Origin of the sequence: Kribbella sp. NBC_00482 (genome assembly GCF_036013725.1) — a bacterium.
GTDB lineage: Bacteria > Actinomycetota > Actinomycetes > Propionibacteriales > Kribbellaceae > Kribbella.
The window spans coordinates 4,755,567-4,770,538 of sequence record NZ_CP107881.1 but is presented as its reverse complement, the minus strand read 5'-3'; the positions used below and the strand labels follow the sequence as shown (position 1 = coordinate 4,770,538).

The window sequence follows — 14,972 nt, the reverse complement described above, 5'->3', positions numbered from 1 at the left end:
GCACGTGAGCACGCGCAAGAGACGACGCCTCGGCGCGAAGGTCGCCGTCTTCACCGGCCTCTGCGTCGGTGCCCTGTTCGCCGGCCTGCCGGTGCTGTGGATGCTGTCGACGTCGTTCAAGGCCAACGGAGAGATCTTCCAGGTCCCTCCCAAGCTCGTGACCGCGAACTTCTCGCTCGACGCGTACCGCAGCATCCTCGGCGACCCTGACAAGGTCAGGTTCTTCATCAACAGCTACGTCGTCGCGCTCTCCGTCACGGCACTGACCTTGCTCGTCGCGATCCTCGCGGCCTACGGATTCAGCCGGTACGAGTTCCCGCTGAAGCGATCCGTCAACGCCGTCATCATCAGCGTGCAGGCCGTGCCGCCGATCACCCTGGTGATCCCGTACTTCGGCCTGGTCGTGGCGCTCGGCCTGTACAACACCTATCCCGGGCTGATTCTCACCCACATCGTCTTCACGCTGCCGTACGCGATCATCATGATGACCGCCTACTTCAACACGCTGCCCAAGGAACTCGACGAGTCCGTCAAGGTCGACGGGGCCTCGAGCTGGACGGCGTTGTGGCGGGTCCTGGTGCCCATCTCGGTTCCGGGGATGATCGCGGTCGGCGTCTACACGTTCATGATCTCGTGGAACGAGTACCTGTTCGCGTTGACGCTCACCCGCACCGACGACATGCGAACCGTGCCCATCGGCATCCAGCTCCTGATGGGCCAGCACTCGTACGAGTGGAACCAAATGATGGCCATGAGCATCCTCGGCTCCATCCCGGTGCTCGTGCTGTTCCTCCTGTTCCAGCGGCGATTCATCGGAGGCCTGACCTCCGGCGCCGTCAAGGCCTGACAAGCCGCAACCAACCCCGACGAAGAAGAGAGAGTGGCCATATGCTGACGACTGGCAAGGCGATCCTGGACGTCGCGAACGAGAAGAGTTTCGCCGTCCCAGCCTTCAACATCAGCGACTACGCGATGTTCAACGGCATCGTGGACATCAGCGAGGAGAAGAGCGCCCCGCTGTTCATCGGAATCCATCCCGACGAGGTCCGGCACCTCGGCGTGGACGCGATCGCGGCGATCACACAACGAGCGCACCGCTCGTCCGTGCCGATCGCGATTCACTGGGACCACGGTGCGACGTACGAGGAGATGCTGACCGCGATCCAGGTCGGTTTCACGTCGGTGATGATCGACGCGTCGCTCAAGTCCTTCGAGGAGAACGTCGCGATCTCCAAGAAGGTCGCCGAGACCGCGCACGCGGTCGGCCTGTCGGTCGAGGCGGAGCTGGGGACGATCGGCAAGACCGACAACGAGGCCGAGGACGGTAGCGACGCCATCATCTACACCGACCCGCTGGACGCCGTCACCTTCGTCCAGGCAACGGGGGTCGACAGCCTCGCCGTTGCCATCGGCACCTACCACGGCCTCTATCCGAAGACCCTGAAGCCGGAGCTGAAGCTCGACCTGCTGAAGGAGATCAAGGACCGCCTTCAGATCCCCCTCGTACTGCACGGCGGCTCCGGCAACCCCGACGACGAGATCGCGCTGTCGGTCAAGCTCGGCATCAACAAGATCAACATCTCCAGCGACATCAAGGTGGCTTACCATGCCAAGATGCGCGAAGTCCTCGCGGACAGCGGGCTGCGGGAGCCGCTCAGCATCCAGCCGCCCTGCATCGAGGCGATGAAGGCCGTGGCCGCGCACAAGATCGACCTGTTCGAGGCGACCGGAAAGGCCTCCCTCTACTGACATGGCCGGCACCGTAGTCCTGGGCCTGGGTGGCTGCGTCGACCATGAGCTCACGCTGTCCGCGCCGGTCATGGAGCAGCTCATCGGCGAGTACCAGATCCGCGATGCCGAGCTGACCCAACCGACCGCGATCACCAACGAGCGCGAGCTGGTCATCTCGGTACTCACCTACCTCAAGAAGGGCGGTGGAGGCGAGCACTTCGTCGCCTCCACCGCCATCCTGAGAGAGTTCACGAAACACTTCTCCATCCGCACGACTCTCGGCGGTACGTCGGTGCGCGCGGCGAAGGAGATGAGCCGGCTCGGCGTCCCGTCCACACTGCACCTGGTCAGCATCAACGACGTCGTACGCCGACTGCTGCCGGCAGACTCCGACTACGTCTGCAGCGATGACAAGGACACCTTCAACCCGAACACGATCGTGCAGTACGCCCAGGACCTCCAGGTGCATGCGGGCGATATCACCATCCGTACGCCGTTTCCGAACCGGCTGATCTACGCGAACGACCCGTCGAACAGCTCCATGCTGCTCAGCCCCGAGCTCGGCGCCCTGCTGCAGGGTGCGCGGCTCTTCCTGATCTCGGGCCTCAACTCGATCCGCGATGAGCAACTGCTCGACCGGCGCCTGTCATCGCTGCAGGACCACATGCGACAGCTGCCCGCGGAGGCTGTCGTCTACTACGAGGACGCCGGATTCCACACGCCGGCGTTCAGCCGACGCGTCCGCGACGTACTGCTGGATGCCATCGACATCTACGGCCTGAACGAGGACGAGATGCAGGCGTACCTGGGCCGGGCTGTCGACCTGCTCTCGGTCGACGACGTGGCTGCCGCCCTCGAGTCCCTGCGGGCCTTCATCCCCGGACCGACCCTGATCGTGCACACCAAGTACTGGTCCGTAGCAGTCGGCGAGGACGCCGGCGCGAACGCGGACGCCATGAACGAAGGCATCGTCGTCGCGACCACGCGCTACGCGCACGGCGACGAGTACACCGACGATGACTACGAGCTGATGCGGAATCGGCCAAGGCGAGCCGAGGCAGAGGAGTTCGCCGCAGCGCTGGAACGACGAATGGGTGGAATCGTCCGCTGTCTCCCCGGCTTCCGGCTCGACATCGCCGAACCGACAACCATCGGTCTCGGCGACGCCTTCGTCGGCGGCTTCCTCGCCGCCACAGCCCAAAAGCAGTAGATGGACGTTGCACCCGCACCAGGGACCCACCGGTTCTGGTGCCTACGCACTACAGGCAGGATGTCGGTGTGGATGGGCGGCTGGAGGGTGGGTTCGACGGCGGGGCCTCGTTGGTCGGTGGCGTTGTGCGGCGTACCGCGGGAGCCTGGACGTCGTCGGTCCATGCCCTACTGGCCCATCTGGAGGCTGCTGGGTTTTCGGGGGCACCACAGCCGTTGGGTGTCGACGCCGACGGGCGGGAGATGGTCAGCTTCCTGCCCGGGCAGACCGTCGGGAACGCGCGGCCCTGGCCGTCGTGGCCGCACAGCTCATCGGCCTTGACCGACGTTGCGCGCTGGCTGCGGCGCTATCACGCGGCCGTTGCCGACTTCGTTCCGCCGCAAGATGCGTGCTGGCGCGAAGGAGAAGCGTGGCAGCCGGGCATGATCGTCGCGCACAACGACGCAGCGCCGTACAACGCGGTATGGAACGCCGACGGCCTGGTCGGATTCGTCGACTGGGACATGGCCGGGCCGGTACGCGTCGAGCTGGACGTCGCCTGGGTCGCCTTCTCCTGGACGCCGCTGCACGCCCCGCACGTCGTGGCCGCCGAGGGCTTCACCGACCTCGACTCGCGCCTGCCCCGACTCTCCCTCTTCCTCCGCGAATACCGCTGGCAAGGCACCACGCGCGACATCCTCGACCTCATCGCCGAGCGCCTGACCCTGCAGCTGACCCTGATGGCCCAAGCCGCCGCCAGCGACCCCACCTACCAGCGGATGCTGACCGCCGGCCGCGACCATGATCTGACAGTGGCCCTCAACCAACTAGCGGCCCTCCGCTGACCTCGCCTCCGGCCAAGCGGTGCTGAGGCGCTCGTGCTCCTCGGCGGTCACTGGCAGGACGACGCCGTGACAGGGGTCTTCGGGCAGGCGGTAGTCAGTGGAGGGGATCCACTCGCCGCCGGCGAGGTCGGTCGTCTCGAAGGGGACGTACCGGCGCTCCGCGGTGAATTCGTCGATCCAGAGATACCACTTCTCCTCGGTGTTCGACCTGTACACCAGCGGCCCCTCACCCTGACCGATCGTCCCCAGACCGATGCCTTCGGCCACCGGCTTCCACGCGGCGGCCGTGAGGGAAGTCGAGGTCTCGCAGAACACCGACTTGCCGAGCGGCGCGCCTCCACTGCGGCTGCGTTCGTCCTTCAGGAAGCGGTAGTAGACGCCCTCGTGGTCGATCACTGTGGCGTCGATCGTCTGCCATCCTCGGTCGATCCACACGTGCGGCTCGGAGAACTCGCGGAAGTCTCGGGTGGTCGCGGACATGATCCGGTTGTAGCTCTCGCCCTCGTGTTCGGGGTTGTCGTAGAGCGTCGAGGACCAGTGGACGAGATAGGCGTCCTGCTCGGGGTCCCAGATCGCTTCCGGTGCCCAGGCGTTGCCGGCCTCGGGCGGTGCGATCTCGACGAGTCGCCCCTCTCCCCAGTCCACCAGATCGCTCGATTCCCAGATCATGATCGACCGGCTGCCTCGGCGCTGGTGCCGGTCCCAATCGAGGCCGGCGTACAGGCGCAGATCGGTCGCGACCAGAGAGAACCGATCGCCGTCCGGCGAACGGACGATGTGCGGGTCCCGGACACCGCGTTCGCCCAAGGTCGAGTACAGCACCGGCTCTCCGCCGTTGAGATCCCGGAACTGCAGCGGATCATTGCCATCGCTCAAAGCGAAGTAGATCTGCTCGCCATCGGCTGATTCGCGCTTGAAGTGCACGTAAAGGTAACCGTTGTACTCGGTGGAGGTCATGGGAGGTCAGCTGGTGCGGACGTCGAGGGCGAGGCAGTTTGCGGCCTTGAGCGGAGCGGCGTCGGGGAGCTTGGCTACCAGGATTCCCTCTGCCTGTTCGAAGGGGATTGGGCCGTGGCCGAGTAGCCGGACGCCGGTCACCGACTCGTGGTCTGCGAGGCTGCGGATCACAGCGCGTCCGTCGTCGGGCCAGGCCAGCTGGAATGCGTAGACCGTGTTGTCCCGGCGGGTGAACCGGAAGTCCGAACTCGTCCAGCTCACCCGGTCCTCGGTGAAACCCTTGATCACCACAGTCGAGGGTCCCTCGCCGAACACCCGGAACGGTCTCGTGCCGTAGATGCCTTCACCGCACACCCGCATCCAGGCGCCGAGGTCCTCCAGCAGTTGCGAGCACTCGAGGTCGATCGTGCCGTCCGGCAATTGCGGGACGTTGAGCAACAGGTTCCCGTTCTTCGACACGATGTCGACCAGCATCTCGACCACGTGCTCGGCGGTCTTGTACACATCCCGGACGTTGTAGAACCAGTCACCGACCGACGTGTCCGTCTGCCACGGCGCGGGGTGGATACCGGGCGTCTGGCTCCGCTCGATGTCCATCACGCCGACGACGCTCACCTCGGGCCGGCGGTCCTTCTGCTGGTACACCGCGCGGTTCGTTCCGTGGATCCGCGCGCTGGTGTTGTAGAGGTGGGACACCGCCTGGAGACCCGGTGTGTAGTCGACCTCGCCGAACGGCAACGGGCCGTCGGAGTACAACAGGTCGGGCTGATAGCGGTCGATCATCTCCGTCACCGCTTCGAGCCAGTGCCGGTGCCACGCCGGATCCTCGGAGTACCAGGGATCCTGTACGTCGACGTCGACCTCCGGCAGGTACCGGCTGTTGTCGAGGTACAGGTCCCGGTACGCCGGATCGGACCCGTCGTACGGTACGCCGGCGAACGGCCCCCGCTTGTCGGCGCCCTTGTTGACCGCCAGCCACCCGAGCGTGGCCCCGAGGTGCTCGGTGATCCCGAACGGCAGCTCGTGCCGGTCCGCGGCGGTCTTCCACAGACCCACGATGTCCTTGCCCGGCCCGAACTTCACCGAGTTCCACGGATGGACGGTCGACTCGTAGTTGAAGAAGTTGTCGTGGTGCACGGCCTGCGCCACGAAGTACCGGGCACCGGCCGCCGCGAAACGATCCATCAGCTCGTCCGGATCGAACCGCTCCGCCTTCCACAGCTGTACGACGTCCTTGTAGCCGAACTGCGACGGGTGCCCGTAGGTCCGCAGGTGATAGCGGTACTGATCGGTGCCTTCCCGGTACATGTTGCGCGCGTACCAATCGCCGTACCGGGGCACCGACTGTGCTCCCCAGTGCGCCCAGATGCCGAGCTTCGCGTCGCGGAACCAGTCGGGGCAGTCGAACGTGGCAAGAGATTCGAAGGTGGCATCGAACGGCACTGGGCGCTCCTTGATCACAGGTTGGTGGGCCGGACTACTTGTTGGGGACCTTGTCGTACGCCGTTTGCTGGATCTCCAGGTACCGCTTCAGGCCGAGGCCGTCGAGACCCTTGACGTAGCTGTCCCAGTCCGAGTCGAGGTTCTTGGACCCGGTGATGAACTGCAGGGCGTTCTGCTGCAGGTAGTTGTCGATGTTGGTCTGCAGCGTCGCGACCTCGGTGGCCTGGGCCGGATCGATCCACACCTTCCAGAACGGGTAGATCTGGGCCTTGTCCTCGTGACCGGCATACAGCTTGGTCGCCTCGAACAGCTTGCGCTCGTAGCCTGACTGGGAGTGGGTGTCGATGCCGATGGCCTCGGAGTTCCGGAAGTAGGCGGTGTTGTTGTACTGCGCGAGCGCCTGCCAGGCTGTGTTCCGGGGTGGCGTGCCGGGCTTCTGCGGGATCTGCTTGAACACCGGCTTCAGCGACTTGTCGAGCGCGACGTCGCCGGGGCCCGGTTTGGTCCAGCCCTTGCCCTCCAGCCCGAACTGGCCGTTGATCTGGCCCGCGTCGGTGAAGATGTAGTCCAGCAGCTTGATCGCCGCGATCTGCTGCTCAGGCGTCGCCTTGTTCGTCAGCACGAAGGTGCCGCCCGGCACGCTCGGGAAGTTGTAGCCCGTGTAGTTCGCGCCCTGAGGCCCGGTCAGTGGCGGTACGGCGTCGTACTGCTGGTCCCGGCCGTCTGCCGATCCGATGTTGACGAACTGACCCGAGTGCAGCACGGTCGCGGAACCGAGGATGACCGAGCCGCCGTGGTTGCCCTGCTGCGAGAGCGCATCCCCGTTCTGGGTGAACGCGCCCTTGTCGATCAGGCCCTCCTTGTAGAGCGAGTTGATGTACCGCAGCCCTTCGCGCCAGCCGTCCTTGTTCGCCTGGAGGTCGACCTTGCCGTCCTTCAGCACCAGCGTCGAGGCGTTGTTGTTGGAGTCGCCGGCTTGCGGGTCGTAGATGAAGGCGTTCATGAAGTACGGGATGAGGGAGTTGCCGGCAGACGAGCTGAGCGGGATCTCGTCGGCCTTGCCGTTCCCGTTGGGGTCCTGGGTCTTGAACGCCTCCAGCACCTTGCGCATGTCCTCGGTCGTCTTCGGCTGCTGCAGCCCGAGCTTCTTCAGCCACGCCGAGTTCATCCAGAGCTTGTCCTGGTACGAGCAGTGGAAGCAGTCCACCCATTGCGGCATACCGTAGATCTTGCCGTCCGGCGCCGTTGCCATCGCCTTCCACTCCGGGGTGGCGTCCAGGGCCTTCTTGATGTTCGGCGCGTACTGGTCGATCAATTGGTTCAGCGGCAGGACGACACCCTGGCTGCCGAGCTTGAGCAGCTCGACCGTGCTGAACTGGTCGACCCACGGGATCAGCAGGTACAGCGCGGGATAGTCACCGCTGGCGAGCGAGATCTGCCGCTTCTCCTTGGCCGGCCCGCCGTCGAACGTCGTGGTCTGCCACTTGATGGTCAGGTTGAACTTGTCCTTCACCAGCTTGGTGAAGTCGTTCGTGGCCAGGTTCCAGTCGGCCGCCTGCGGGGCGAAGACGGTCAGCGTGGTCGCGGGATTCCCGGTGATCGTCGGCAACGGCTTGTTCGCCGGGTCGTCGTCCGATCCGCTGCCGGAGCAGGCCACGAGGGCGAGTGCCAGGAGGCTGGTGCCGACGACCGCGGCACGCCTCCGCGTACTGCTGAGTTTTACAGACATACATCCCTCACAGGGGTTGAGGTGATACGGAGGTGGTGCCGGGATCAGCCCTTGACGGCGCCGATCAGGATTCCCTTGGTGAAGTAGCGCGCGACGAACGGGTAGATGAGCAGCACCGGCACGCTGGCGACCACGATCAGCGAGTACTTGAGCAGATCGGCGAGTTCCTGGCGCTGGATCACGACGGAGGCCTCGACCGCCCCACCGCCGGTCGTGTTCAGGATCAGGATGTTGCGCAGCACGAGTTGCAGCGGGAACAGATCCGGGTTCTTCAGATAGATCAGGGCGTCGAAGTACGAGTTCCACTGCATGATCGCGTACATCAGCGCTACCACCGCGATCATTGGCTTGGCCAACGGGATCACCACCGACCACAGGAACCGCAGGTCGCCGCAACCGTCCAGCTGCGCGGCCTCGACCAGCTCGTCCGGTATCGCCGTACGGAAATAGGTCCTGGCGATGATCACCTGCCAGACACCGATCGCCTGCGGGATGATCAGCGCCCACCGCGTGTCCAGCAGTCCGGCCGACTGCACCACCAGGTACGTCGGAATCAGCCCGCCGGTGAAGAGCATCGTGAACAGGATCAGCGTCATCACGACGTTGCGCCCGACGAGGGTACGGCGCGAGAGCGGGTACGCGATCGCGACGGTCATCGTGACGCTGACGATCGTGCCGACCACCGTGTAGAACAACGAGTTCACGTACCCCTGGACGATCTGCGGATTCTCGAACACCGCGTGGTACCCGCGCAGTGAGAACTCCACCGGCCAGAACAGCACTCGTCCCGACGACACCGCCGCGGGGCTGCTGAACGAGCTGGCCACGATGTAGAGCAGAGGCAGGAGCACGACCAGGAAGAAGACGGACAGCAGCAGGTACACGCAGATCAGGAACATCCGGTCGCTGCGCGGCTCGCGGATCCGGCGGGCCCGCGCCGCCCGGCGCTCGGACCGCTTGCTCGGCACGGTGCGTACTTCGGTCTGGACGCTCATGACCACAATCCGTTTCCGGTGATCCGCTTGGCCACCGCGTTGACCATCAGCAGCAACACCAGGTTGATCACCGAGTTGAACAACCCGACCGCTGTGGCACCGCTGAAGTCCGCGTTCAGCAGACCCGTCTTGTACACGTACGTCGCGATGATCTCGGACTCGCTCAGGTTCAGCGGGTTCTGCAGCAGGAACGCCTTCTCGAACCCGATCGCCATGATGTTGCCGACGGCAAGCACGAGGATGATCACCGCGGTCGGCATGATGCCGGGCAGGTCGACGTGCCGGATCCGCTGCAACCGGGTGGCGCCGTCGATCCGCGCCGACTCGTGCAACGCCGGGTCGATCCCGGACAGCGCGGCCAGATAGATCACCGCGGAGTACCCGGTGGTCTGCCAGACATCGGACCAGACGTAGATATGCCGGAAGTAGTCCGGGTTCCCGAGGAAGTCGATCGCGGGTACGCCGAAGAACCCGAGCCCTTCGTTGACGATGCCCAGCCGCGGCGACAGCACCAGGATCGTCATCGACACGACCACGACGGTGGAGATGAAGTACGGCGCGTACGTCACCAGCTGAACGGTCCGCTTGAACAAGCCGTTGCGGATCTCGTTCAGCGCCAGGGCGAGGATGATCGCGATCGGGAAACTGGCCGCGACGGTGTAGACCGAGAGCAGGAAGGTGTTCTTCACCAGGTTCCAGAACACCGGGTTGTGGAAGAACAGTTCGAAGTTCTGCCACCCCACCCACTGGCTTCCCCAGATGCCCTTGGTGACGTTGAAACTCTTGAACGCCAGGACCGCGTTCGACATCGGGATGTACTTGAAGACGACGAACCAGACCAGCGGCACGACCATCAGCAGGTACAGCGTCCAGTGCCGGCGGAGGCTGCGACGGAACCCCACGATGCCCGGGCGCTCCCGGCGTCGTTTCCTCGGCCGGCGTGGGGCCTCACCGGCCGGCGGCCGGACGCTGGTCAGTGTTGCCATCAGTCCTCCGTCGCTAATTCAGGCTATTGATCCTATGAATTGCCGGGATCGTAGCGCTGTGCGGCGCGATGGTCCATACTGAACGCCATCCTGGTGGAAGAAAGATCCCATCTATACGTGACAGTGAGGGCCGCCATGCCGCGCATCACCTCGGTGGAGGTTGTCGATGTCCGCTTCCCGACATCACTGACCCAGGACGGGTCGGACGCGATGAACAAGGACGGCGACTACTCAGCGGCGTACGTCGTCCTGCACACCGACGATCCGGCCCTGTCCGGGTACGGCTTCACCTTCACGATCGGGCGCGGCAACGACCTGTGCGTCGCCGCGGCGACCCAACGCGCCGCGTCGCTGGCGGGGCGTGACGTCGACGAGCTCTGCGAGGACCTCGGCGGGATCTACCGAGAACTCCAGTCGGACAGCCAGCTGCGATGGCTGGGCCCGGACAAGGGCGTCGTCCACCTCGCGCTGGCCGCGGTGATGAACGCGGTCTGGGACCTCGCCGCCCGCCGGTCCGGCGTACCGCTGTGGCGACTGCTGTCCGAGATGTCACCCGAGCAACTGGTCGCTGCCGCGGATCTGCGGTACCTGTCCGACGTTCTGACGCCCGACCAGGCCGTCGCCCTGCTGGCCCGGCAGGAAACGGGCCGGAAGCAACGGATCGAGGAAATCGAGTCGACCGGATACCCGTGCTACACGACCTCGGCCGGCTGGCTCGGGTACTCCGATGCCAAGCTGCGCAGGCTCTGCGAGGAGGCCGTTGCCTCGGGCTACAAACACGTGAAGCTCAAGGTCGGCGCCGATCTGGCCGACGACATCCGGCGTTGCGGGATCGCCCGCGAGGTCCTCGGACCGGACGGCCACCTGATGATCGACGCCAACCAGGTGTGGGACGTGCCCGAGGCGATCGAATGGGTCAAGGCGCTCGCCCGGTTCGCCCCGTTGTGGATCGAGGAACCGACCAGTCCGGACGACATCCTCGGCCACGCGGCGATCCGCAAGGCCGTCGCCCCGATCGGCGTCGCCACCGGCGAGCACGGAATGAACCGGGTGCTGTTCAAGCAGATGTTCCAGGCCGGCGCCATCGACTACTGCCAACTCGACGCCGCCCGCCTCGGCAGCGTGAACGAAGTACTCGCTGTCTACCTGCTCGCCGCCTGCTTCGACGTACCGGTGTGCCCGCACGCGGGTGGCGTCGGCCTGTGCGAACTCGTCCAGCACCTCGCGATCTTCGACTACGTCGCCGTCTCGGGCAACCTCGACGGCCGGGTCACGGAGTACGTCGACCACCTGCACGAGCACTTCGTCGAGCCTTGCGTCGTACGGAACGGTTCGTACGTGCTTCCGGTCGCGCCCGGTTACAGTGCCGAGATGTACACCGAGTCAGTTCAGACCTACCGGTTCCCGGACGGCGCCTACTGGGCGTCACGAGCGAACGAGGAACTGGTCCCATGACCTCGGGCAAGCTCGCCGAGCAGCCTCGTACTCCGGGCGTCTCACAGACCGACGTCGTGGTCCAGGGAATCCGGCAGATGATCATCGACGGCCGCCTGCGGCCGGGTGACCGGCTTCCCGTCGAGAAGAACCTCGCGACAGCCCTCGGCGTATCGAGGAATCCTCTGCGCGAGGGGGTCCGCGCGCTCTCGATGATGGGAGTTCTCGAGACGCGCCAGGGAGACGGCACCTACGTCACCAAGCTGGACCCTTCGATGCTGCTGGCGCCGATGGGCTTCGTGGTCGACCTGCACCACGGCACCGGAACAACCCACCTGCACTCGGTACGCCGGGTCCTCGAGACGGAGGCCGCCGCGTGGGCTGCGCAGCGCGTAGGTGTCGCGGAGCTCGAGGCCGCCGCCGAACTGCTCCGGCACAACGAGGCTGAACTGTCGCTCGACGAACCGAACCACGAGACGGTCATCGAGAACGACATCGCGTTCCATCGCATCATCGCGGAGGCGGCCGGCAACCCGGTACTGACCGCGCTGATCGATGCCCTCGGCGGACGCACGATGCGCGATCGGCTGCGCCGGTCCATCACGCAGCCCGGCGCCGACGAGACCGCTCACCGCGAACACCTCTCGATCCTCGCCGCACTGACCGCCCACGATCCCGACCGGGCACGCACCCGGATGTCCGCCCATCTGTTCACGGTCGAGGACTACCTCCTCGAACGAAGTGTCGTGAACCCGAGCACGGAATGAGAGCGCGTGAGCCTGCTGGACTGGAGTACCCCTGACCTCGCCCTGACCTTCGCCCTCGACGACGGGCCGGTGCGGCTGGTCGCCGTACGCGAAACCACCCGGCCCGACGGCCCCCTGCCGGATCCGAGCCAGCCGTTGGTCGAGATCTCGGCGATCGGGTACGGGCACAGCAAGAACCGGCACGCGAACACCGTGCTCGGTCAGCGACTGCGCTATGTCCGCCACGAGGACAGCGAGACCACGCTGCGGATCCAGCAGGAGGACCCCGAGACAGGGCTGCTCGTCACCAGCGTGTTCGAAGCGCGGGCCGGAGTCCGCACCTGGTCGGAAGCATCGATGACCGGGCCCGGGACGCTCGAGCTGACCTTCCTGTCCTCTCTGGTCGTCGGTCTCGAGTCCGTCGACGCCGAGCTGTACTCCGCGGCCAACAGCTGGATGGCCGAAAGCAGGTGGTCGGTCCAGCAACTGCGCGCCGGGGAACTCGCGGACATCGTCAGCGAGGGGCATCAGCACGTCGCCAACACGCGGCATGCGGTGACCAGCACCAACTCGTGGTCCTGCGGTGAACGGCTCCCCATCGGCGTGCTGGTCGATCGAGGTACGCCGTACGCGCTCGGCTGGCAGATCGAGCACAACGGACCATGGCACTACGAACTGGGCGAGAGCCGACGCGGTGGCTATCTCCTGCTGAGCGGCCCGACCGACCTGGAACACCAGTGGACCGTTGAGCTCACCGAGGACAAGCCGTTCACGTCCGTGCCGGTATCACTGGTCGCCGGAACCGACCGCGACAGCGTCTTCGCCGCGCTCACGCGTCAACGCCGCGCGATCCGTCAGCGGCGGCCGATCGACTACCGGATGCCGGTGGTCTTCAACGACTACATGAACACCCTGCTCGGCGATCCGACCACGGAAAAGCTCCTGCCGCTGATCGACGCGGCCGCCGAGGCCGGCGCGGACTACTTCTGCATCGACGCCGGCTGGTACGCCGAGGGCAACTGGTGGGACACCGTCGGCGCCTGGCAACCCTCGACCACCCGCTTCCCGAACGGGCTCGCCGAAGTGATCCAGCGGATCCACGACCGCGGCATGGTGCCTGGGCTGTGGCTCGAACCCGAGGTCATCGGCATGCGTTCGCCGATCGCCGCCGAACTGCCCGACGACGCGTTTCTCACCCGCCGCGGCATCCGGGTCGCCGAAGGCGGTCGCTACCTGCTCGACCTCCGCAGCGCCGCCGCCCGCCAACATCTCGACGACACCGTCGATCGGCTGATCGAGGAGTTCGGTGTCGGCTTCTTCAAGTTCGACAACAACACCGTCACCGGTCCCGGCACCGACAAGGGCGGTACGTCGCTGGGCCACGGTCTGCTGGAACACAACCGCGCGATCCTCGACTGGCTCGACGGTCTCCAGACCCGCCACCCGGACCTGCTGATCGAGAACTGCGGTTCCGGCGCGATGCGGATGGACTACGCCATGCTGTCCCGGCTCCACCTGCAGTCGACCTCCGACCAGGAAGACCCGTTGCTCTACGCACCGATCACCGCGGCAGCGCCGGCCGCCGTACTGCCTGAACAAGCCGGCCACTGGGCGTACCCGATCACCGGGACCACCCGCGAACAGTTCATCTTCGCTCTCGTCAACGGCATCCCCGGTCGCCTGTACCTGTCCGGTCATCTCAACCGCATGACACCGGCCGAACTCGACCTGGTTCGCTCGGCACTCGCCGCGCACCGGGACATCCTCAAGGACCTCGACTCGCTCGTCCCCACCTGGCCCCTCGGTCTGCCCGGATGGACCGACGACTGGATCGCTCTCAGTCTCAACGGCCCGGACGCCACCTACCTGACCCTGTGGCACCGCGCCCCCGGCCCCGCCACCATCAGCCTCCCCCTCCCTCGAGCGACGATCGCCCCACACTTCCCCGCCGACGACACCGACTGGACCTACGCCTGGACCGGCGACGCCCTCACCGTCACCACCCAATCCCCCGAACCCTCCGCCCGCGTCCTACGCCTGACCCCCACCAGGCAGTGATGCTGTTGCTCGGATGGCTTGGAGGCGGCCGTCGGACAGGGCGGTGGTGAGGTTCCGGAGGCGCTTGTGGAAGTCGGGGACGAACGCATGGAGACCGAGCGGGTTGGGCGGTAGCGCTTGGATCGCTTGCATCATCGTCGCGACCTCCGCGGTCGGATCCACCCAGTGGTCGATGGTGAATCCGGCTGCCTCGATGCCGGCACGCAGGACCGCCGGCGTACTGAGATGAGTGTGGTCGGGTACGTCGGCCCACGGCAGTGGATAGTCGGGCTTGCGTCCATCGCCGGCCGTGATGTCCCACAGCGCGAGGTCGCCACCGACCTTCAGGACACGCCTTGCCTCCCGGTAGAGCTCGTCCTTGTTTGCCACGTTCATCTGGACATGCTGGCTGAACACGACGTCGAACGACGCGTCGTCGAAAGGCAGCGCAGTCACGTCGCCCTGCCGCACCGTGATCCGATCGTCGAGGCCCACCAGGCGATTGAGCCAGCGAGCGGTCTCGCAGTACTCGTCGGACAGGTCTACAGCTGCCACGGCGCATCCGAACCGGTCTGCGAGATAACGTGCCGTTCCTCCGATGCCCGTACCGGCATCCAGCACTGAGCTCGCGGGCGTGAGGTCGACCAGATCGGCAAGCTGCATCGTCGCTATCCGGCCGCCGGTGTGGTAATCCTCCAGCATCGCGAGGTCGGCAACCTGCAGCGCGTGCACCTCTTTGCCCGCGGCAACCAACGCCCGCTCGATATCGGCCCGGGACGTCCCGGTCACGTACTGGGAGGACAGCGTGCTCTCGCTCATACCTTCTCCTCACACTTAGTGGACACTGTCCACATTAGCTCGGCCTAGTGGACAGTGTCCA

Annotated in this window: 13 protein-coding genes; 7 read left to right on the top strand and 6 right to left on the bottom strand. The window is 65.7% G+C overall.

The genetic code is table 11. The features are described from left to right. Window positions 1-4: 4 nt before the first annotated feature. From OHB24_RS23430 to OHB24_RS23415, 4 genes are all read left to right on the top strand, one after another. Window positions 5-847, top strand: a complete 843-nt coding sequence (locus OHB24_RS23430) for a carbohydrate ABC transporter permease (protein WP_327632954.1) — start codon at window positions 5-7, stop codon at window positions 845-847. 41 nt (window positions 848-888) lie between these two features. Then, a complete protein-coding gene (locus tag OHB24_RS23425; protein WP_327632953.1) occupies window positions 889-1,749 on the top strand; it encodes a ketose-bisphosphate aldolase in 861 nt (286 codons plus the stop codon). A 1-nt stretch (window position 1,750) separates the two neighbouring features. Then, window positions 1,751-2,941 (top strand): ADP-dependent glucokinase/phosphofructokinase, encoded by a 1,191-nt coding sequence (locus OHB24_RS23420; protein WP_327632952.1) that lies wholly within the window; start codon window positions 1,751-1,753, stop codon window positions 2,939-2,941. 68 nt (window positions 2,942-3,009) lie between these two features. Further along, the gene (locus OHB24_RS23415; RefSeq protein ID WP_327632951.1) at window positions 3,010-3,765 is read left to right on the top strand and encodes a phosphotransferase; all 756 of its coding nucleotides are present in this window, start codon (window positions 3,010-3,012) and stop codon (window positions 3,763-3,765) included. Here OHB24_RS23415 and OHB24_RS23410 read toward each other — a convergent pair. From OHB24_RS23410 to OHB24_RS23390, 5 genes are read right to left on the bottom strand one after another with little or no spacing between them, the layout of a single operon-like run. Continuing rightward, window positions 3,748-4,722, bottom strand: a complete 975-nt coding sequence (locus OHB24_RS23410; RefSeq protein ID WP_327632950.1) for a glycoside hydrolase family 43 protein — start codon at window positions 4,720-4,722, stop codon at window positions 3,748-3,750. The genes OHB24_RS23415 and OHB24_RS23410 overlap by 18 nt on opposite strands. A 6-nt stretch (window positions 4,723-4,728) precedes the next feature. Beyond that, entirely contained in the window at window positions 4,729-6,165 is a 1,437-nt protein-coding gene (locus tag OHB24_RS23405; RefSeq protein WP_327632949.1) for an alpha-L-fucosidase, read from the bottom strand. Between the two features lie 34 nt (window positions 6,166-6,199). After that, window positions 6,200-7,894 carry an extracellular solute-binding protein gene (locus OHB24_RS23400; RefSeq protein ID WP_327632948.1) on the bottom strand — a complete coding sequence of 565 codons (1,695 nt, stop codon included), beginning with the start codon at window positions 7,892-7,894 and terminating at the stop codon, window positions 6,200-6,202. Between the two features lie 44 nt (window positions 7,895-7,938). Continuing rightward, window positions 7,939-8,889: a carbohydrate ABC transporter permease gene (locus tag OHB24_RS23395; protein ID WP_327632947.1), complete on the bottom strand. Its 951-nt coding sequence runs from the start codon at window positions 8,887-8,889 to the stop codon at window positions 7,939-7,941. Then, entirely contained in the window at window positions 8,886-9,875 is a 990-nt protein-coding gene (locus OHB24_RS23390) for an ABC transporter permease (RefSeq protein ID WP_327632946.1), read from the bottom strand. Before OHB24_RS23390 ends, OHB24_RS23395 begins: the two co-directional genes overlap by 4 nt. Before the next feature lie 135 nt (window positions 9,876-10,010). Here OHB24_RS23390 and OHB24_RS23385 point away from each other — a divergent pair, with 135 nt between their 5' ends. From OHB24_RS23385 to OHB24_RS23375, 3 genes are read left to right on the top strand one after another with little or no spacing between them, the layout of a single operon-like run. Beyond that, window positions 10,011-11,330, top strand: coding sequence for an L-fuconate dehydratase (locus tag OHB24_RS23385; RefSeq protein WP_327632945.1), 1,320 nt, complete (start codon window positions 10,011-10,013; stop codon window positions 11,328-11,330). Further along, window positions 11,327-12,076: a FadR/GntR family transcriptional regulator gene (locus tag OHB24_RS23380; RefSeq protein ID WP_327632944.1), complete on the top strand. Its 750-nt coding sequence runs from the start codon at window positions 11,327-11,329 to the stop codon at window positions 12,074-12,076. Before OHB24_RS23385 ends, OHB24_RS23380 begins: the two co-directional genes overlap by 4 nt. 6 nt (window positions 12,077-12,082) lie before the next feature. Next, window positions 12,083-14,113: a glycoside hydrolase family 36 protein gene (locus tag OHB24_RS23375; RefSeq protein ID WP_327632943.1), complete on the top strand. Its 2,031-nt coding sequence runs from the start codon at window positions 12,083-12,085 to the stop codon at window positions 14,111-14,113. On the opposite strand, the gene OHB24_RS23370 is transcribed toward OHB24_RS23375, so the two are convergent. Beyond that, window positions 14,087-14,911, bottom strand: a complete 825-nt coding sequence (locus OHB24_RS23370; RefSeq protein WP_327632942.1) for a class I SAM-dependent methyltransferase — start codon at window positions 14,909-14,911, stop codon at window positions 14,087-14,089. The two genes, OHB24_RS23375 and OHB24_RS23370, sit on opposite strands and share 27 nt — an antisense overlap. Between the last annotated feature and the right edge of the window lie 61 nt (window positions 14,912-14,972).